This window comes from Helicobacter sp. MIT 14-3879 (assembly GCF_003364125.1).
In genome coordinates this window covers 49,187-69,269 of record NZ_NXLP01000005.1, presented here as the reverse complement: position 1 = coordinate 69,269, position 20,083 = coordinate 49,187, and the positions used below count along the sequence as shown (strand labels likewise).

At 27.2% G+C, this 20,083-nt stretch carries 20 protein-coding genes; 12 read left to right on the top strand and 8 right to left on the bottom strand.

The genetic code is table 11. The annotated features are described in order from the left end of the window. Nucleotides 1-75: 75 nt before the first annotated feature. The 7 genes from CQA44_RS04970 to mnmG are packed head-to-tail and all read right to left on the bottom strand — an operon-like array spanning nucleotide 76 to nucleotide 8,756. Complete coding sequence (locus tag CQA44_RS04970) at nucleotides 76-1,257, bottom strand: glycosyltransferase family 9 protein (RefSeq protein WP_181881787.1); 1,182 nt, start codon at nucleotides 1,255-1,257, stop codon at nucleotides 76-78. Beyond that, nucleotides 1,254-2,630: a glycosyltransferase family 4 protein gene (locus CQA44_RS04965; RefSeq protein ID WP_115546186.1), complete on the bottom strand. Its 1,377-nt coding sequence runs from the start codon at nucleotides 2,628-2,630 to the stop codon at nucleotides 1,254-1,256. Before CQA44_RS04965 ends, CQA44_RS04970 begins: the two co-directional genes overlap by 4 nt. After that, a complete protein-coding gene (locus CQA44_RS04960; protein ID WP_115546185.1) occupies nucleotides 2,627-4,828 on the bottom strand; it encodes a GDP-mannose 4,6-dehydratase in 2,202 nt (733 codons plus the stop codon). The genes CQA44_RS04965 and CQA44_RS04960 overlap by 4 nt, the downstream gene beginning before the upstream one ends. A gap of 27 nt (nucleotides 4,829-4,855) precedes the next feature. Continuing rightward, nucleotides 4,856-5,587, bottom strand: coding sequence for an amino acid ABC transporter ATP-binding protein (locus tag CQA44_RS04955; protein WP_115546184.1), 732 nt, complete (start codon nucleotides 5,585-5,587; stop codon nucleotides 4,856-4,858). Nucleotides 5,588-5,598: 11 nt separating this feature from the next. Continuing rightward, complete coding sequence (locus tag CQA44_RS04950) at nucleotides 5,599-6,264, bottom strand: amino acid ABC transporter permease (RefSeq protein ID WP_115546183.1); 666 nt, start codon at nucleotides 6,262-6,264, stop codon at nucleotides 5,599-5,601. Next, nucleotides 6,257-6,907 carry an amino acid ABC transporter permease gene (locus tag CQA44_RS04945; RefSeq protein WP_115546182.1) on the bottom strand — a complete coding sequence of 217 codons (651 nt, stop codon included), beginning with the start codon at nucleotides 6,905-6,907 and terminating at the stop codon, nucleotides 6,257-6,259. Before CQA44_RS04945 ends, CQA44_RS04950 begins: the two co-directional genes overlap by 8 nt. Then, the gene (mnmG, locus tag CQA44_RS04940; RefSeq protein WP_115546181.1) at nucleotides 6,897-8,756 is read right to left on the bottom strand and encodes a tRNA uridine-5-carboxymethylaminomethyl(34) synthesis enzyme MnmG; all 1,860 of its coding nucleotides are present in this window, start codon (nucleotides 8,754-8,756) and stop codon (nucleotides 6,897-6,899) included. Before mnmG ends, CQA44_RS04945 begins: the two co-directional genes overlap by 11 nt. Nucleotides 8,757-8,895: 139 nt before the next feature. Between mnmG and CQA44_RS04935 the strand changes: the two genes are divergently transcribed. The 4 genes from CQA44_RS04935 (at nucleotide 8,896) to murI (ending at nucleotide 12,929) form a co-directional block, all read left to right on the top strand. After that, complete coding sequence (locus tag CQA44_RS04935) at nucleotides 8,896-9,681, top strand: phosphatidate cytidylyltransferase (protein ID WP_115546180.1); 786 nt, start codon at nucleotides 8,896-8,898, stop codon at nucleotides 9,679-9,681. Further along, complete coding sequence (dxr, locus tag CQA44_RS04930) at nucleotides 9,678-10,766, top strand: 1-deoxy-D-xylulose-5-phosphate reductoisomerase (RefSeq protein WP_115546179.1); 1,089 nt, start codon at nucleotides 9,678-9,680, stop codon at nucleotides 10,764-10,766. The genes CQA44_RS04935 and dxr overlap by 4 nt, the downstream gene beginning before the upstream one ends. A 100-nt stretch (nucleotides 10,767-10,866) precedes the next feature. Next, the gene (gene rho, locus CQA44_RS04925; protein ID WP_115546178.1) at nucleotides 10,867-12,174 is read left to right on the top strand and encodes a transcription termination factor Rho; all 1,308 of its coding nucleotides are present in this window, start codon (nucleotides 10,867-10,869) and stop codon (nucleotides 12,172-12,174) included. Between the two features lie 8 nt (nucleotides 12,175-12,182). Continuing rightward, the gene (murI, locus tag CQA44_RS04920; protein ID WP_115546177.1) at nucleotides 12,183-12,929 is read left to right on the top strand and encodes a glutamate racemase; all 747 of its coding nucleotides are present in this window, start codon (nucleotides 12,183-12,185) and stop codon (nucleotides 12,927-12,929) included. Between the two features lie 156 nt (nucleotides 12,930-13,085). Here murI and CQA44_RS04915 read toward each other — a convergent pair whose 3' ends face one another. Continuing rightward, the gene (locus CQA44_RS04915) at nucleotides 13,086-13,721 is read right to left on the bottom strand and encodes a hypothetical protein (RefSeq protein ID WP_115546176.1); all 636 of its coding nucleotides are present in this window, start codon (nucleotides 13,719-13,721) and stop codon (nucleotides 13,086-13,088) included. Between the two features lie 99 nt (nucleotides 13,722-13,820). Here CQA44_RS04915 and CQA44_RS04910 point away from each other — a divergent pair, with 99 nt between their 5' ends. The 8 genes from CQA44_RS04910 to CQA44_RS04875 are packed head-to-tail and all read left to right on the top strand — an operon-like array spanning nucleotide 13,821 to nucleotide 20,076. Beyond that, nucleotides 13,821-14,330, top strand: coding sequence for a 3-isopropylmalate dehydratase small subunit (locus tag CQA44_RS04910; protein WP_115546175.1), 510 nt, complete (start codon nucleotides 13,821-13,823; stop codon nucleotides 14,328-14,330). 15 nt (nucleotides 14,331-14,345) lie between these two features. Next, on the top strand, nucleotides 14,346-15,398 hold the full coding sequence (gene leuB, locus CQA44_RS04905; protein ID WP_115546174.1) for a 3-isopropylmalate dehydrogenase: 1,053 nt from the start codon (nucleotides 14,346-14,348) through the stop codon (nucleotides 15,396-15,398). Between the two features lie 2 nt (nucleotides 15,399-15,400). After that, the gene (locus CQA44_RS04900) at nucleotides 15,401-15,643 is read left to right on the top strand and encodes a hypothetical protein (protein ID WP_115546173.1); all 243 of its coding nucleotides are present in this window, start codon (nucleotides 15,401-15,403) and stop codon (nucleotides 15,641-15,643) included. Next, nucleotides 15,633-15,968, top strand: coding sequence for a CiaD-like domain-containing protein (locus CQA44_RS04895; RefSeq protein WP_115546172.1), 336 nt, complete (start codon nucleotides 15,633-15,635; stop codon nucleotides 15,966-15,968). Before CQA44_RS04900 ends, CQA44_RS04895 begins: the two co-directional genes overlap by 11 nt. Nucleotides 15,969-15,997: 29 nt before the next feature. After that, nucleotides 15,998-16,672: a response regulator transcription factor gene (locus tag CQA44_RS04890; protein WP_115546171.1), complete on the top strand. Its 675-nt coding sequence runs from the start codon at nucleotides 15,998-16,000 to the stop codon at nucleotides 16,670-16,672. Continuing rightward, entirely contained in the window at nucleotides 16,669-17,925 is a 1,257-nt protein-coding gene (locus CQA44_RS04885; RefSeq protein WP_115546170.1) for an ArsS family sensor histidine kinase, read from the top strand. The genes CQA44_RS04890 and CQA44_RS04885 overlap by 4 nt, the downstream gene beginning before the upstream one ends. Then, entirely contained in the window at nucleotides 17,918-18,886 is a 969-nt protein-coding gene (gene hemB, locus CQA44_RS04880; RefSeq protein ID WP_115546169.1) for a porphobilinogen synthase, read from the top strand. The genes CQA44_RS04885 and hemB overlap by 8 nt, the downstream gene beginning before the upstream one ends. Nucleotides 18,887-18,900: 14 nt before the next feature. Next, nucleotides 18,901-20,076 carry a pyridoxal phosphate-dependent aminotransferase gene (locus CQA44_RS04875; RefSeq protein WP_115546168.1) on the top strand — a complete coding sequence of 392 codons (1,176 nt, stop codon included), beginning with the start codon at nucleotides 18,901-18,903 and terminating at the stop codon, nucleotides 20,074-20,076. Nucleotides 20,077-20,083: the final 7 nt, after the last annotated feature.

Sequence of the window (20,083 nt, the reverse complement as noted above, 5' to 3'; positions counted from 1 at the left end):
TATATTATCTCTTTATTTCTTGCTACTTTACTTTCCAAGTCTATATTTTTTAAAGAGTATATATTAATTATATTTTCATTTTTTTAGATATTTATTATTTAAGTTTATATCTTGTATAAAAATTTCATCTATCTTTTCTATTACTTTTGAAGTTGTAATTTCATTAATATTTAGATTGCTTTTGTATTTAAATTTATTGCTTAATTCTTTATATTTTTTTATATTTGCTTCTATAAATGGGTGAAATATAACTTTGTATTTATTGCTTAACTCGTAGGGATATGGTGTAAATCTACCTAGATGATTTCCATTGCTTATAACAATAACATTAGTATCTAGTAATGCACTAAAATGAGCACAACTTGTTTCATTTGATATAGTAAGATTTGTGTGTAATATTAGTGTTGCTAATTCTATTAGAGTAGTTTTGCCAACCATATTTAAAACTTTTTTAGAATCTAAAATTTTATTTGTTATTAAATTTTGAAGTATCTTTGCATTATCTTTATCCTCAATTCCTCCACAAATTAAAATATTTTGATTATATTTTTGTATTAGATAAATACCAATTTTAGCAAAGTTATTAATACCCCATTTTCGATATAAAGCATTAGCTCCAATAAATAAAATACAATAATTTTTAATAGATGGTTTTGTTTTAAAAGGCTCTGTGTCAAGCCTTGCTTTAATATTTATATTTTTATTTAGCATTTTTGAGAAAAATTCAGCATTTCTATAAAATTCAAATATCACTTCATTTTTACTAGGAAATAATTTTGTATAAATTCTATCGCTTTTTATTTTTATGTTTTTATCAATATTAATATAATCTCCACTAGGTGCAAACTTTTCATTTGCATAAATGCTTTTTGCAATTAATATATTTATTAAATCCCTTGAATAGATAGGATTAATTAAAATATCATATTTATATAATTTTAGTTTTCTCAATAAAGATATAGTATATAAAGACTTTTTTAAAAAATGATTGCGATTTATCCATATAATAGAATCTACCCATTTAGAAGATAGACTTAAGCATAAATCTTTATAAGCATTATTTCCTACAAGAGTTATATTATAGTCTTTAAAATGCCCTCTTATAACTTTCAGAAAATTACAAAATAATAAATAATCTCCTATTGCATCAGTGCGTAATATGATTATTGACTTTGGTTTTATATTTGGCTTTTTATATGATAAAGTGTTTAGGATTTTATAAATGTAGATTTTAAAGGCAATCTTAAATGTTTTCACGCTACTTGCCTTAAAAATTTAGGTTTATTTAATGTTTTGTTAAAAATGTTTTTATAGTAGGAGTTTTGAGTAAAGGAGTTTTTGTTGAAATAAAAAGTAATTATTAAATTACTTTCTACCCCCCCCCTATTTAGCAGAGTATTATAAACTTCTATGTATTTATTTGTAATTAATTTAGAATCAAATTTTTCTTTTACACTTTTTATTGCATTATTTGATATATTTTTATAATTATTAGATTCTAGTATCCATTCAATACCTCTTGCTAAGTCATTTATATCATAAGGCTTTGCAAGATAACCATTATAGAGATGTTTTATCATATCTTTATTTCCGCCTATATCAAATGCTATGACGGGTGTTCCACAAGCAAGAGATTCCATAATGGCATTGCTTAAGTTTTCAGCTAGGCTTGGGGCTACAAATACATCAGATAGACTATATATTATTCTAAGTGATATATCATCATATAAATGTCCCATATAAATTGTCTTAATTCTTTCAATATCTTCTTTATTGCTTGAGCCAAAGACTACAAGCTTTATATTAGATTTATTTTTTAATAAGCTTAAAGCCTCTCTTAGTTCTCTATATCCCTTTCTTTTTATGCTTGTCGCAGATATTGCACCAAATGCAATAATTTTTGTATCTTTATTTATCCCTAGTAAATCTTTTGCAGTTTCCTTTGATATAGGCTTATAAACCTCTGTATCTATTGGGTTTGGAAGGTTTATTATTTGTTTATCTTTTAGAAGTGCTGATTTTTTTGCACAATCTGTAATCCAAGAAGAAAGCCCAATTATTGTTAAATTTTTTAGTTTAGTGTAAGTTTTTTGCTTTCTTTTAAAAGTCAAATAGCTTAAATCATAATTATAATTTGAGTTTAATAAAGGGCATTTTTTACATTCTATATTAGCTTTTGTGCAAGAGGGTGCTACATAATGACAACCTCCTGTATATGGATTAGAATCGTGCATACTCCAAATAATAGGAGCATTAAAATATAGTAAATCTTTTATATTTAAAAATCCGCTTTCTATCCAATGTAAATGTATTATATCTGGCTTTAGTTCATCTAGCATTTTAAGTAATGCTTTATTTTTAGGGTTAAATATTGCTATATTTGGAGAAAAGATTTCTTTATGTTTTCTTTTATATATTATTAATGGTAGTTGTGATAGAGCAGGGCGAAGCTTTTCTAGTAATTTTTGAGGTTTAGTTTTAGCTACTCTTATAATGCTTGGAATATCTATTGTTTTATTATTAGTTAAGATTATAGAATCTATGCCAAATTGCAATAATGCTTTATGTAGTCTTACACAAGCTCTTCCTGCCCCACCACTATCAGAGGTAGTTATATGAACTACCCTCACGCAGCAAATCTTTGTGAGAGTGTGGGATTGTAATTAGATAGTTTGTAATTAGATAGTTTTTTACTTTCTACCCCCCCCCTATAAGCATTATTAAGCTTATTGTATGTTTTTAATTCATTTTCAAGCATAATTTCTATTAGCTTATTAAAATCTGTATTGTTTGGATTCCAACCTAAGTCATTTTGTGCTTTTGAGGAGTCTCCTTTAGAGTTTAATATGTCTAAGGGACAGAAATAATTTGGATTAATTTTTATTATAGTTTTATTTGTATTTTTATTTATTCCTACTTCATTTATTCCACTTCCACGCCAAATAAGATTAATGCCAACTTTGCTAAATGCTATCTCGCAAAACTCTCTAATACTATGTTGTTTTCCTGTGGAAATGCAATAGTCTTTTGGGCTGTTGTGTTGCATCATTAAATACATACATTCTACATAATCTTTTGCATATCCAAAATCTCTTGTAGAATCTAAATTACCAAGATATAATATATCTTGCTTGTTATGTGATATTAACACTGCTGCTTTGATTATCTTTTTACTTACAAAAGATTCTTTTCTAAGATGTGATTCGTGATTAAATAATATACCACTTACTGCAAAGATATTATAGGCTTCTCTATAATGTCTTACCATATAAAAGGCATATAGTTTTGCTATTGCATAAGGTGATTTTGGATTAAACGCACTATCTTCATTAAGCACACCAGAGGTGTCTCCGTATATTTCAGAGCTACAAGCATTATAAAATTTACATTTTAAATTCATACTTTTTATTGACTCTAAAATTCTAATAGTCCCAAGTGCAATAGAATCTGCAGTATTTTGTGGCAGAGAGAAAGATATTTTTACATTAGATATTCCAAAGAGATTATATATTTCATATGGTTTTGCTTTTGATAAAACATCAAGAATAGAGCTACTATCTGTAATATCTCCATAATGATAAATGATTTTGTTTTGTTTGTCACTAAAGTATAAATCATCATAATGTATAAAGTTAAATTCCTCGTATATAGGCTGATGTCGCACCATAATATGAACTTCGTAACCTTTTGAAGCTAAAAGTTTCATTAAAAAATAGCCATATTGTCCATTTGCTCCTATTATTAAGGCTTTTTTCAATATATTCTCCTTTTTATCTAGTAAGTATTTGTAAAACTCCATAGTTTGTTTATATGTATTTTCCCAGCTAAAATATTCTAGCCTTTTGTTTGCTTTTTTTATGAGATTTTTTGATATTGTATCTTCTTTTAAAATCTTATTAATGCTATAAGCTATATCCTGTGGTAAGTTTGGGTCAAAATAAAGTGCTGCATCACTAGCGATTTCTCTAAAAACCTCAATATTACTTAAAACACATACACAAGATGAAAAAAATGCTTCTAATATTGGAATGCCAAATCCCTCATAAAATGAGGGAAATACAAAACATTTAGCATTATTATATAAACTATATAATTCATTATCTTTTGCATAGTAGGTTTTAAACCTATCTTTTAATTTAAGAGAATTTAGTAATGAAATTTCATCATCATTAAAATCATTGCCAACACAAATTACATTAATTCTTGTTTTTAAAATACTTATAGCTTTCACAAAATTTCTAAAGTTTTTATACCCACCACGAGAGCCAACAAATAATATATAGCCTTTTTCAAATGGTAATTTTGCCTCATATTTTTGTAAGCTATGTCCTAGATATATTACTTTTATTTTATTTTCTTTTATATTAAATATTTTTATTAAGTCTTTTTTAGTTTGATTTGATACTGTAATTATTCCATCAGCTTCTTTACAATTTAACAATTTTAATTTTGTTGTTATTTTGTCATTTTTAAAATAGCTATCAGCATAAATTTCATGTATCATATCATGAACAGTAACTACCATTATAGATGCATTCTTAGGTTTGGAAACATTTTTATAATAGCTTAGGTGATAAATTAATAATGGTTTTTTTAGATATAGCTTTTCTAAGGCATTATTTAATAGCAGGATTAGTCTAGTTTTTCCCTTAAAATAAAGTTTCTTTTTAAATTTATTCAAATAAAGGTTTTCTGAATAAATTAGTGGAATTTTTGCATTAGTATTTCTTTTGTATAGCTCATATATATATCTTGAGATTCCACCTACAAATTGAGTAGAAAATATATCATTAGAATATAAAACCTCTATTTTGTAATCTTTATCCAAAAACTCACCTCAAAATTTTTATTATAGCTAAATAGAAAATATACTTAAAAATTTCTTTGCCCTATCATTTTTTGGGTTACTAAAAAAATCGCTTGGAGTAGAAGTTTCTACTATACTTCCATTATCTAGGAATATAATTTTGCTTGCAATTTTTTGTGCAAACTTCATTTCATGTGTTACTATTATCATAGTCATTCCATCTTTGGCAAGCTCTAAAATTACACTAGATACCTCATAAGCCATTTCAGGGTCAAGTGAAGCTGTAACCTCATCAAAAAGTAAAATCTCTGGATTATTGCATAATGCACGAATAATTGCTACTCTTTGCTTTTGTCCCCCAGAAAGCTCTCTTGGCATAGAATCTTTTTTATTTAATAAATTAAATCTTTTTAAAAGCCTATAAGCTTCATCTAATACTTCATCTTTAGCTCTTTTTTCAACCTTCATTGGTGCTAAAATAATATTTTCAATTACACTCATATGTGGAAAAAGCTCATAGCTTTGAAATACCATTCCTATTTTTTGGCGAATTTCTACTAGATTAGTTTTTGGTGTATTTATTATTTTATCCTTAAAGATTATTTCTCCACCATTTGTATTTTCTAACCCATTTATACATCTAAGAAGTGTGCTTTTACCGCAACCACTAGCACCTAAAATAACTATTACTTCGCCTTTATTAACACTAAAGTTTATATCATTTAGCACAATATGATTATTGAAAGTTTTTTTAAGATTTTTTATTTCTAATAGCTTCATTAACTATACCCTTAAAATTTAAATTTATTTTCTAAATATGAGCTTAAGATTGAGAGAGGGTAGCATATAGCAAAATACAATATAAATATTGTTCCATAAATGTAAAATGAAGCATCAGGGACTTTTAAAATAGAGGCTTCTATGATTTGCTGTCCTACCTTTAGCATTTCAACCACTCCAATTAATGGTAAAAGCGAAGTAGTTTTTATAATCCTACTTGCTAAATTAATGCTTGAGGGCAAAATTCTAGCTATAATTTGAGGCATTATTATGTAGCGATTGATTGTTTTTTGCTCCATTCCTAAACTTAGAGCAGATTCTATTTGATGTTTTGGAAGTGATATTATGCTTCCTCTAACTAAATCTCCCATTTCAATACTTCCCCATAGCACAAAAATAATAATAGCACTCACACTAGAACTAAAATGAAAAGGACTTATTTTAGGTAACCCATAGAAAATTAAGAATAACCAAACTAAAATAGGCACTATGCGAATAGATTCTAAGTAGAATCTAAAAAATAAATTTATAAATTTATTCTTAGAAGTCATTATAATTCCAAATATAATTCCAAATATAAATGAGAAAATAATTGATATAAAAGCAATTTTTGTAGTTAAAAGGAGTCCAAATAAGATTCTCTCTAAATTATTTCCTTCATTTAATAACTCAAACATATCTAAACCTTTTTTCTAAGTAAGAAAATGTTAGTGAAAGTGGTAATAGAATGATTAGATATGCACTTACTAATAAAAATAAAGCTTCATTAGTTTTGTAATAATTTGCAATTATATTATTTGTAGCAAACATTAAATCAGCTAATGCAATGGCAGTTACTACACTAGTTTCTTTGATTAAAAAGATAATATTTGCACTAAGTGATGGTATAGAGTAGCTAAAACCAAGAGGTAATATTATATATCTAATTATTTGAAATTGTTTTAAGCCTAAACTTAGAGCAGATTCTATTTGGATTTTATCTATTTGATTAATCGCTCCTCTAAAACTTTCACACATATAGCTAGCTCCTAGAAAACTAAGAGCGATAATTGCACTATTTTCTGCACTAAATTTAAAATTAAACATTGATGGAAGACCATAATATAAAAAATATAATTGAATTAAAAGAGGAGTGTTTCTTGAGATTTCTATATAAATTTTTGATATATTTTTTAAAATTGGTATCTTATAGTATAGAATTAATGATAATATCAAGCCAATGATTATAGAAAATAATATACCAAAAAATGAAATTTTTATTGTCAAAAATGCTGCATCAACATATACATTTATGTTATTTAGTATAAATTTAAAGTCCATTTTTATTTCTTAAGTGTATATATAAATGTAATACATCAATGCTTGCAGGGGTTATTCCGCTTATACTTAGGGCATCTTTTAGATTTTTTGGTTGGAATTTATTTAGTTTTTCAATTACTTCTAAACTAAGCCCCGGTATATTATCAAAGATAAAATCTTTTGGAATTTTAATGCTTAGTGTAGAATCTAAATTATTTATTTCTTCATTTTGTTTTTTTATATAAAAATAATATTTAGATTCTACTAGAATCTGCTCTAGGGCTATATCTGAAAAACTCTCAAACATAGAATCTAGTTTTTTTAATTTATCTTTATTAAAAGTTCTTCTGCCTACTATTTGTATTGCTTTTGAGACATCATTAATTCTTTCTTCATCAATGCTTAAGAGAAACTCTAAAAACTCTTTTGTAGGGGTGTAGGAGGTGTTTTCTAAAAATTTTAATCCTTCTTTGATATCTTTTTCATCTTGTATAATTGCACTAATATCATCTAATAAGCCAAACTTTTTTCCATAATGGCTTAATCTAAAAATTGCGTTATCTTCTCTTAAAAGCAATCTATATTCTGCCCTCGAAGTAAAAACACGATATGGCTCATTTGTGCCTTTAGTAACTAAGTCATCAATCATTACACCAATATAAGCTTCATTTCTTTTTAATATAAATTCATCTTGTCCTTTTATGCTAAGTGCTGCATTTATACCTGCAATAATACCCTGTGCAGCGGCTTCTTCATAGCCTGTTGTTCCATTTATTTGTCCTGCAAAATATAAATTCTTAATTTTCTTAGTTTCTAATGTATGTTTTAGTTCTGTTGGCATAATATAATCATATTCAATAGCATAGCCATAACGAGTAATATGTGCTTTTTCTAAGCCTTCTATTGTGTGTATCATTTTTTCTTGTATATCAAAAGGAAGAGAGGTTGAGAGTCCATTTACATAATATTCATTGCAAAATTTAGTTTGCGGCTCTAAAAATAATTGATGCCTTTCTTTTTGAGAGAAGCGATTTATTTTATCTTCAATGCTTGGGCAGTATCTTGGACCTACGCCTTTGATTTGTCCGCTAAATAATGGAGCTCTATTGAAATTATCTCTAATAATTTTATGAGTATTTTCATTTGTATATGTTATATAGCAAGGATATTGTGTAGGATTAAAGTTTTGCGTTCTAAAGCTAAATTTTGGTGGAATCTTATCTCCATTATGCTTTTCAAGCTCTCTAAAATCTATGCTTTTTGCATCAATTCTAGGACAAGTTCCTGTTTTTAATCTGCCTACTTCAAAATTAAATGAACGAAGATTTTTTGCTAATTTTATTGAGCTACTTTCACCAACCCTTCCATTACTAGAAATAAACTCACCAATATGCACTATACCATCTAAAAATGTCCCTGTTGTAATGATAATTTTTTTTGCTTTATAAATTTTATTAATATTTGTTTTTATTCCAACTACATAATTTTTTTCTATTAAAAGTTCATTTGCCATTTCTTGGGAAATAGTTAAATTTGGTGTATTTAGCAATAAATTTCTAGCATAAATTCTATATTCATCCATATCAATTTGAGCCCTTGTTCCTTGCACAGCAGGACCTTTAGAAGCATTTAAAATTCTATATTGAATTCCAGTATTATCAGCAATAATACCCATTATCCCACCAAGTGCATCAATTTCTTTTACTAAATGCCCTTTTGCAAGTCCTCCTATTGCTGGATTGCAGCTAGCAAGTCCAATATTTTCTATTAATAGGGTTATAAGATGCACTTTTAAGCCCATTTTAGCGCAGGCAAAACTTGCTTCTATGCCTGCGTGTCCTCCGCCAACTACTATTACATCAAAATTCAAATATAACCTTTCTTAAAAATACTAAATTAATGATAAATTAAATACTATTTATTTTATAAGATATTTTTGCTAAATTTTCGAAATTGAAATTTTATAACTTTTTGCTTATTAAAACTTAAAGTTTTTGGAGAATATTGTAATGTATAACTTTTTTAAAAATAAACTTACATCAATTGGTGATTATAGCTTATCTAGGTATTATACAGGTGTTATTCTAGTAACAATTATTGCATTAGTTATTGCATTAAACATCAAATTTTTATTATGGCTAGTAGTTGGAATCTTCTATATAATTGCATTTTACGAGGCATTAAAGTTATATAATATAGAAGAAAAAACTTATTTATATATTAGCTCTTGTATTATTTGGATTATTGCATATTTTCATACAAATCCAATCTATATTTCAATAGTAGTTTTAGTAGTTATGGCCTCATATAACGCATATCATCAAAATATAAAAAATAAAGATTATTTAGTTATTTTATATCCTACTATTCCATTTTTATGCTTTTTTAGTATTTATAAAAATTTTGGTGTAATGGCAATAATATGGCTTATTTTAAGTGTTGCATTAGCAGATATTGGGGCTTATTTTGGGGGTAGAGCCTTTGGTAAATCACCTCTATCTCCAGTATCACCTAAAAAGACATTAGAGGGGGCTTTAATAGGTCTTGTAGTTTCAACTTTAATTGGAACTATGATTGGTATTGGACAAAAAGATTTTATTAGTGCATTTTTTATTACTTTTTTTGTAGCTTTAATATCTATTTTTGGTGATTTATATGAGAGTTTATTAAAAAGAACTATAAATGTTAAAGATAGTGGTAATATTTTGCCAGGTCACGGAGGCATTTTAGATAGAGTAGATGGCTTATTATTTGGAAGTGTTATTATGATATTTTTACTTGAATGGTTTAAATGATATTACTTGGCTCAACAGGAAGTATAGGTACACAAGCAATTGATATAGCATTAAAAAATAATATTGAAATTGAGCTTCTTTGTGCTGGTGAGAATATAGAGTTATTAAATAGACAAATAGCCCTAGTAAATCCAAAAATAATTGTTATTAAAAACGAAAATGATAAAAATAAAGTCATAAAATTACAAAATCAAAAATTATTTTTTGGTGAAAGTGGAATTATAGAAGCATTAAATATTGCAAATACAAAACTTGTCTTAAATGCCCTAGTTGGGTTTAGTGGAGTTATACCTAGCCTAGAGGCTAAAAAATTAGGCAAGCTTCTTGCTCTTGCCAATAAAGAAAGTTTAGTTGTTGCGGGTTTTTTAATGGATTGCAAAGATATTATTCCTGTTGATAGTGAGCATTTTGCATTAAAAGAGTTGCTAAAAAATAGGACAAATATTAAAGAACTAATAATTACTGCAAGCGGAGGAGCATTTAGAGATACACCTCTAGAAATAATAGAATCTAAAACTCCGCTTGAAGCCCTTCAACATCCAAATTGGTCAATGGGTAAAAAAATTACTATTGATAGTGCTACTATGGTAAACAAGCTTTTTGAGGTTTTAGAGGCTAAATATTTGTTTAATACAAATAATATTGATGCAATGATTGAAAGAAATTCAATAATCCATGCATTGATACAAACAAAAGATAATAATGTTTTTGCTAATTTTTCTAACTCTGATATGAAACTGCCAATTTCTTATGCCATGCTTGGTAAAAAGGCACAATTAACTCCAAGCATAGAAGGATTAGATATTACTAAATACATTTTTAAATTAGAAAGAATTTGCTCCATTAGATATCCACTTTGGGATCTAAAAAATGATTTACTAAAATCTCCAAAATTAGGAATAATTTTAAATTCTGCAAATGAGATTCTAGTTTCAAGATTTTTGAATAATCATATTAATTTTGGTGAAATTGCTAAAGGTATTTTTAGGGCATTTGATAAGTTTAGTAGCGATATTGAAAAAATTAAAAATATTAATGATATATTAGAGTTTGATAGAGAAATAAAGAATTTTTATAGCTCTTAATTGACATTTAACAAATTAGTTAATACAATTGCTAAATTTCTTCATTTACAAGCTTCATTAATATTTCTGAAGTAATCAAATTATAATTTTAAGGATAACAATGGCTAAAGATAAAGAAAGTAGCACTAAAAAAAGTCATATTCCAGCAGATGTTTATAAAATTGAGGAGTTAAAAACACTTACATTATCTAAATTAATAGAGATAGCAAATAAACTAGGAATTGAAAATCCACAAGAATATAGAAGACAAGACTTAATGTTTGAGATATTAAAAACACAAGTCAATCAAGCAGGATATATTCTTTTTTCTGGTATCTTAGATATAACAAATGAAAATTATGGCTTTTTAAGGGGTGTTGATGAAAATTTTTCAGATTCACAAAATGATGCTTATGTTTCATTGACACAGATTCGTAAGTTTGCATTGAGAAATGGCGACTTAGTTACAGGACAAGTCCGCCCTCCAAGAGAACAAGAGAGATATTATGCTTTGCTTAAAATTGAAGCAATTAATCATCTCTCACTTGATGAGGCTAAAAATCGCCCATTATTTGATAATTTAACTCCACTTTTTCCAACAGAACAATTAAAATTAGAATATGATAAATCAAAAGTTACAGGCAGAATTTTAGATTTATTCTCACCAATTGGAAAAGGGCAAAGAGCATTAATAGTAGCTCCTCCAAGAACAGGTAAGACAGAATTAATGAAAGAGTTAGCCCACGGTGTATCAACAAACCACCCAGAAGTAGAGCTTATGGTGTTATTAGTAGATGAGCGTCCAGAAGAGGTTACAGATATGCAAAGAAGCGTAAAAGGTCAAGTTTATAGCTCTACTTTTGACCTCCCAGCTTCAAATCACGTAAAAGTAGCTGAATTAGTTTTGGAGAGAGCAAAAAGAAGAGTTGAGATGGGGAAAGATGTAGTAATTTTGCTTGATTCTATTACAAGGTTAGCTAGGGCTTATAATACAGTAACTCCATCAAGTGGTAAAGTTTTAAGCGGTGGGGTTGATGCAAACGCCCTTCATAAACCAAAGAGATTTTTTGGAAGTGCCAGAAATATTGAGCAAGGAGGTAGCTTAACTATAATAGCCACAGCTTTGATTGATACAGGCTCTAGAATGGATGAAGTTATTTTTGAGGAATTTAAAGGAACAGGAAATGCAGAAATAGTCTTAGCAAGAGCAATTGCAGATAGGAGAATTTATCCTGCATTTGATATATTAAAATCAGGCACTAGAAAAGATGAATTATTGCTTGGAAGTGAGAAACTTCAAAAAGTATGGATTCTAAGGAATTTTATGCAACAATTAGGCGATATTGAGGCATTAAATTTGATTTATTCTAAGATGAAAGATAGCACTAGCAATGAAGATTTTTTAAGTAAGATGAATGAGCAAGAATAATAATATAAATGAAGATTGGTGTATTTGATAGCGGTATAGGTGGTCTTAGCGTTTTAAAAAGTTTGCTTAACTCTAATTTATTTAGTGAGATTATTTATTATGGTGATACAGCAAGAGTACCCTATGGAAATAAAGATAAAGATACAATAATTAGATTTTCACTAGAGGCAATTGATTTTTTTAATAAATTTGATATTGATATGCTAGTTGTTGCTTGTAATACTGTTAGTGCGTACGGTTTAGTAAAGATGCAAGAGATAGCTTCTTATGATATTGTAGGTGTTATTGAGCCGGGTGTAATTTTGGCAAAAAACAATATAGCTAATCTAGATTCTAGTATTTTAATAATTGCTACAAAAGCTACAATAGATAGCAACCTTTATGCTTCAAAGTTAAATAAATTAGGCTATAAAAATATTATTAGTATTCAAACTGGGCTTTTTGTTCCACTAGTTGAAGAGGGAATTTTTAGTGGAGAGCTTTTAGAGTGTGCATTTAAATATTATTTTAAAGATATAGAAATTCCTGATGCTATTATACTTGGTTGCACACATTTTCCTCTAATACAAAATGAAATAAAGCATTATTTTAATAATAAACCAATCCTAATTCATTCTGGAGAAGCCATTGTTAGATATTTATTTGATAAATATAAATTAAATCAAAATAATAAATCTACAACAAAGGTTTCTTATTATGTATCTGGCTCTAAAGAGATTTTAGATTCTTGTGTTAAGATTTGGCTTAATTCTTAAGCCTTTTAACTTTTATTTTGTTTATTCTCAAATATTTTTTATTAAAAATTAACTTTACAATCTAAAGTATATTGATTTTATAATGAATTTTTAAGTATTAGCTAAATAAAAACTTCACATAAAAGAGATATATGGCTTATTAAATTTTAAAACTTTTTAATCAAATGTGCCTTTAACTTCATCATTATCTTTTATTCCTGTAATTGAAGTAGGTTGTGAAATATTAGTTCTTCTTGCATTATTCCTATTATATTTAGGTATTATTTTTTCTTCTGATATTAGCTTTTTTAAATTATTATTTATAAAATACATTGCTATAATAAATGGTAGCACAGCAATAAATAATGCTATTAAGGCATTGCCTTGTGTAGCACTATTAAATACAAAGATAAAGAAAAATAAGCTCTCAAGTCCTAAGAAAATCAAAATCCCTATCATAATCATTTGCCATTTTGATATTTCTTTTTTTAACATTATTTTATTATTTATTTTACTACTTACTTCATTTAAAAGTCCGCTATCAACAATACTATTAATATTAGTTTCTAATTTTACTACTTTATTTATTATATTTGTTATATCATTATTATTTAGTTTTTCTATAACTTCTGCTTGAGAAGTTTGAGTTTCCTTGATTGTAGAGAGATTGCTTTCAAAAGATTCTACTAAAGCCTTAATATCTTTTTTTGTTTCTTCTATTTTATCTTCAACATCTGAAATATCTTCAATTAATTTAAACATAGTGTCTGATAAATCATCTATTTTTGAGTGTTCAAAATTTTCTTTTTTCATTTCATTCCTTAAAATTTATAAATTAAATCATTTATTGTTAAAAAATTCGTTAAAATTATAGCTAATATTAATTAAAAGATTTAAGGCTAATTTTAAATTATGAAAACAATTTCAAGTATTATTGCAAGTATTATTGAAGGTAGGGTTTGGCGTTTCGGAAAAAATATTGATACTGATTTAATCATCGCTGCAAGATATTTAAATACCACTGATGAGGCAATTTTGGCAAGTCATTTGTTAGAAGATGCTAGAAGTGACTTTGCTTCAGTTGTAAAAAAAGGTGATATTATAGTAGCAGATGAAAATTTTGGTTGTGGAAGTAGTAGAGAACATGCTCCTATAGCAATTAAGGCAGCTGGGATAAGTGTTGTTATTGCACCATATTTTGCTAGAATCTTTTATAGAAATGCTTTTAATACAGGGCTTTTAGCCTTAGAATTGAAAGATGTTAGTAAGATAAAAGAAAGTGATATTTTAAATATCAATATAGAATCTGGCATAATTATCAATAAAAGCACAAATGAAACTTATACTTTTAATCCAATTCCTACATTTATGCTAAAGCTTTTATCTGCTGGCGGATTAATGCAATATGCAAAGCAAAATTAGATTTTAAGGGAAATTATGAAGACTTACAATATTGCAGTTTTAAGCGGAGATGGCATTGGAGAGGAAGTAATTAATGAAGCACTAAAAGTATTATACTCTCTTCCAAAAGAATTTAACTTAGAATTTAAGAGGTATGCAGTAGGGGGTGCTGGTGTAGATAGATTTGGTGATCCACTACCTAAAGAAACTTTAGATGGTGCTAAAAATAGTGATGCAATTTTATTTGGTGCAATAGGTGGGAAAAAATGGGATAGTTTAGAAAAGCATCTAAGACCTGAATATGGCTTGCTTAAGCTTAGAAAAGAATTAGGACTTTATGCAAATGTCCGTCCAATAAAAATCTATAATGCACTTTTAGATTATTCTCATCTTAAAAGAAAAACAATTGAAGGAAGTGATTTTGTTATAGTAAGAGAGCTAACTTCTGGAATCTATTTTGGTGAGCCAAGAGCTAAGTTTGATAATAGAGCTTATAATACTATGGTTTATACAAAAGATGAAATAAAGCAAATTGCTATATATGCCTTTAATCTTGCTATGCAAAGAAAGAAAAAAGTATGTTGTGTAGATAAGGCAAATGTGTTAGAAACTAGTGTACTTTGGAGAGAAGTAGTTAGTGAGGTGTCAAAAGATTATAATGAAGTAGAATTATCATTTCTTTATGTCGATAATGCAAGTATGCAGATTATAGTAAATCCAACTCAATTTGATGTGATATTAACAGAAAATTTGTTTGGTGATATTTTAAGTGATGAAGCTAGTGTTATAGGGGGGTCAATTGGGCTTTTAGCAAGTGCTAGTATAGGTGATAAAAATGCACTTTTTGAGCCAATACATGGTTCAGCCCCAGATATTGCAGGACAAAATATAGCAAATCCACTTGCTACAATAATTTCTGCTGCAATGATGTTAGAGCATTTAGGTGAATTTAAAGCATCATCTAGTATAAATGCTGCAATTGAAGCAGTATTGAATGATGGATATAGAACAAAAGATTTAGATAATAATAGCTTTTGTTCTTGTTCTAAAATGGGTGACTTGGTTGCATCATATGTTACAAAGGTGTAGGAATGGATAAACATTTATTAGCTAGTATTTATGATATAAAAGGAGAGAAAGAGAAAGTTGTAAAAATTTGTAGGAATATTTTAGATTCTAATCCTAAAGACAAAGAGGCAGAAGAGACTTTACGCAGGATTGCTACTAAAAATATTGATATATCTGAATTAAACAAAGATATGTATAATTTCTTTATAAAAGCAAATTCTAAAGATGAATTAAATGAATTAGAGAGGTGGTTGATTGGAAACTAAAGAAGCTATACTTGCTACAATATCAGAATTAAGTAATTTGGAATTAAATAAAGATAATTCTAATATAGATTCTACAAAAGAAGATACTGATAAAAAAGAGCTTAAAAATATTTTTATAGATATTAAAGAAGAAGGTGAGATAGATTCTGTTGTTAATGATGAAGAAGAGTTACTTTTAAGACTTAAAGAAAAATCATTAGTTTTATTTGAGGGATTAAGGGCATCTCAAAATAAGAATGTAGAAATGAAGTTGAATATGGTGATTGGTTATCTTGAATATCAATTATATATTATTGAAGATAGATTAAAAACCATAAAAACTTGACTTAGGGATGTAATTGTTAGGGGTAAATTATGATAGAAATTATAATGATAGAAGATGATGAAGAGTTAGCGGAGATATTGACTGAATTTTTGGGTAAAAATGATATTTGTGTTACAAACTATAGGGATCCACTTCTAGGAATTAAAGAGTTAGAGAAAAAACATTTTGACTTAATGCTTCTTGATTTAACATTGCCAAATATAGATGGTCTAGAGGTGTGTAAGAAAGTGACAGCTTATAATAATATACCTATAATAATCTCAAGCGCTAGAAGTGATACACAAGACAAAGTTGATGCACTAGAATATGGAGCAGATGATTATCTTCCAAAACCCTATGATCCAAAAGAGCTTTTAGCTAGGATTAATAGTGTTTTAAGAAGATATAGCATTATACCAACACAAGTAGGCAGTAATAAGTCTATTTTTATGGTAGATAAAGATAGTATGAGTATATATTTTAAAAATAATAAACTAGATTTAACTAGGGCAGAGTATGAGATTTTAACCTTATTTCTTTCAAAACCGAATTTTATTTTTTCTAGGGAAAACATTGCTGATAAATGTCAGTCTATCACTTCCAAGGGTGATTATAAAAGTATTGATGTTATGATTGGCAGACTTAGGAATAAGATTTGTGAGGATAGTAAAAATCCAAAATATATTCTTTCTGTAAGAGGTCGTGGATATAAAGTTAATTTATGAGGCTAAAAAATTCTATTATTACAAAAGTAACATTACTTTTTATTTTTAGCTCAATTTGTTTTATATTATTTATTTTATATTTTGTAGCTTCAGAGAAAGCTAAGAGTGATAATATAATAGAGCAAAGATACAGCAATATAATTTATACAATTAATGAATTATTGAAATATGGTGATAACTTAAATAACATCAAAAAATATTTAAATAGTATAAATTTTTTTGAAGAATATGATAAAAATAATAATGATGATATAAAATATATTTCATCATATGAATCAAATAATTTATTTGTTAATATGGTAAAAGTATCAGAGCATTATTATATATCTATTATGGATTCAGAAAAGCGTTTAAATTTTTTATATACAGATTATAATGAATCTAATGATTATTCAAATTACTATTTTATCGCTCTACTTGCTTTTATAACGCTTATATTTTTCTATATTACTGTTTTGAATTCCCTTATTCCACTAAGAGAGCTTAGAAGAGAAGTTATAAAGTTTTCAAATGGTGATTTTGATATAAAAACAATATCAAATAATAATGATGAAATTGGTAAATTAAGTGAAGAATTTACAAAAGCTGCTAAAACTATAAATGAAATGAATAAAGCTAGAATTTTATTTCTTCGTTCTATAATGCACGAGTTAAAGACACCAATAACAAAGGGTTTTATTATTTGTGAGATGATAGAAGATGGTAAATTAAAATATAGATTAGATTCTGTATTTAAGAGATTAAATGAGATTATTAATGATTTTGCTATGTTAGAAGAAATAAATACACAAAAATATAAGATTAATAAAAAAGAATTCAGTTTAACAGAATTAATGCAAAATGTAAATAAAATGCTAATTATTGAATTTGAACGTCCAAGAAATGTTATATTAAAAAATAGAGATATGGTAATATTAGGGGATTTTGAATTAATGAGTCTTAGTGTTAAGAATCTAGTTGATAATGCTTTTAAATACTCTACAAATAAATTAGTAAATATTTTTGTAGAGAATAAAGATCTTGTTATTCAAAATGAAGGACAGCCTTTTAAAAATGGTATAGAAAATTATTTTAAACCATTTTATAGTGATGGTGTAAAGGATACAAGAAAAGGGCTTGGACTTGGAATGTATATTATTAAAAATACTATTGAGGCACAAGGTTACAAATTAGAGCATAAATATCAAGATAACTGCCACTATTTTTATATAAAAGATTGTATAATTTCTACAATGAGGATTAAAAATGACTAGATTAAGAAGGCTTCGTAAAAATAAACAAATTAGAAATTTATTGCAAGAAAATAGATTAGATATTGGTGATTTTATTTATCCATTATTTGTCTTAGAGGGTAAAAACATTAAAAATGAAATTAAGTCAATGGAAGGAATCTATCAGCTAAGTATTGATAATGTTTTAAAAGAATGTGAAAATTTATTACAAAATGGAATCTATCATATATTATTATTTGGAATACCTGATTATAAAGATAGTATCGGGGGTTCTGCTTTAAATGAAAATGCAATCATAGCAAAAGCTACTAGAGAAATTAAGAAGAATTTTAATGAGATGATAATTAGCGTTGATTTGTGTTTTTGCGAATATACAGAGCACGGACATTGTGGAATCTTAGATGAATTTGGTAATGTAGATAATGACAAAACTTTAACTATTTTAGGGAAACAAGCTGTAATTTTAGCACAAAGTGGGGCAGATATAATTGCACCTAGTGCTATGATGGATAATCAAGTTCAATATATTAGAAAAGATTTAGATTTAGCAAATTTTAATGACACATTAATAATGAGTTATTCCACAAAGTTTGCTAGTGCTTTTTATGGACCATTTAGAGATATAGCAGATTCTGCCCCTAATTTTGGTGATAGGAAAGCTTACCAGCAAAATCCTGCAAACAGATTTGAGGCAATTAGAGAATCTATTATTGATGAGAGTGAAGGTGCAGATATTTTAATGGTAAAACCAGCACTAAGTTATCTTGATATTGTAAGAGATGTGAGGGAGCATACTCTTCTTCCTCTTGCAGTGTATAATGTAAGTGGAGAATATGCTATGCTTAAGAGTGCTGCAAATAATGGTTTGATTGATTATGAAAGAATGCTTTTGGAAATTATGCTATCTTTTAAGAGAGCAGGTGCAGATATAATAATAAGTTATCATACTAAAGAGATACAAAAGATTTTATGTGAATCTTAAATAAAGGAGGAAAAATGAAATACTCAAGCAGAATTACAAAATTAGGAGAATCTTTAACAATAGCTATAAGTTCTCTTGCAAGAGATTTAAAAGAGCAAGGAAGGGATATATTATCATTTTCAGCAGGTGAGCCAGACTTTGATACTCCAAAAAGCATTAAAGATGAGGCAATTAGGGCTATTAATAGTGGTTTTACAAAATATACACAAGTTTCAGGAATTAATGAATTAAAATTAGTAATAAGTGATAAGTTAAAAAAAGAGAATTTATTAAATTATGAACCAAGTGAAATTATTGTAAGTAATGGTGCAAAACATTCTCTTTTTAATGCTTTTTCTGCACTTATAGATAAAAATGATGAAGTTATTATTCCATCACCTTATTGGGTAACTTATCCAGAACTAGTAAATTATTTTGGCGGTAAAAGTATATTTATACAAACAAGTGAAGATTCTGACTTTAAAATTACATCATTTCAGCTAAAACAAGCAATAACATCAAAGACAAAGCTTCTAATATTAACTTCTCCATCAAACCCAACAGGAATGATATATTCAAAAGATGAATTAGAAGCTATTTATGATGTAATAAAAGATACAGGTATTATAATTATTAGTGATGAAATCTATGAAAAGCTAGTATATGATAATATTAAATTTGTATCTTGTGGAAGTATAAATGATGATATGTTAAACAGAACAATTACTATTAATGGTTTAAGTAAATCATCTGCTATGACGGGTTGGAGAATGGGCTATTTAGCCTCAAAAGATAAACAATTAATAAAATTATTAAATAATTTACAGAGTCAAAGCACATCAAACATTAATTCAATAACCCAAAAAGCTTCAATTATAGGATTAAATGGGGATAGTAATATAGATACTAAGGATTTTTGTCAAACATTTGAAAATAGAAGGAATTTAGCTTATAAAATGATAAATCAAATACAGCAACTCAAAGTAAAGCTTCCACAAGGAGCATTTTATCTTTTTATTAACATTCAAAAAGTTAATAATGATTCTATTGCTTTTTGTAAGGATTTATTAGAAAAAGAGGGTGTGGCTTTAGTTCCTGGTATTGCATTTGGTATGGAGGGGTATGTTAGATTTTCTTTTGCGTGTAGTGAAGAACATATTATTGAGGGAATAAAAAGAATAGATAAGTATATAAAAAGTATTATAAATTAGAAATATT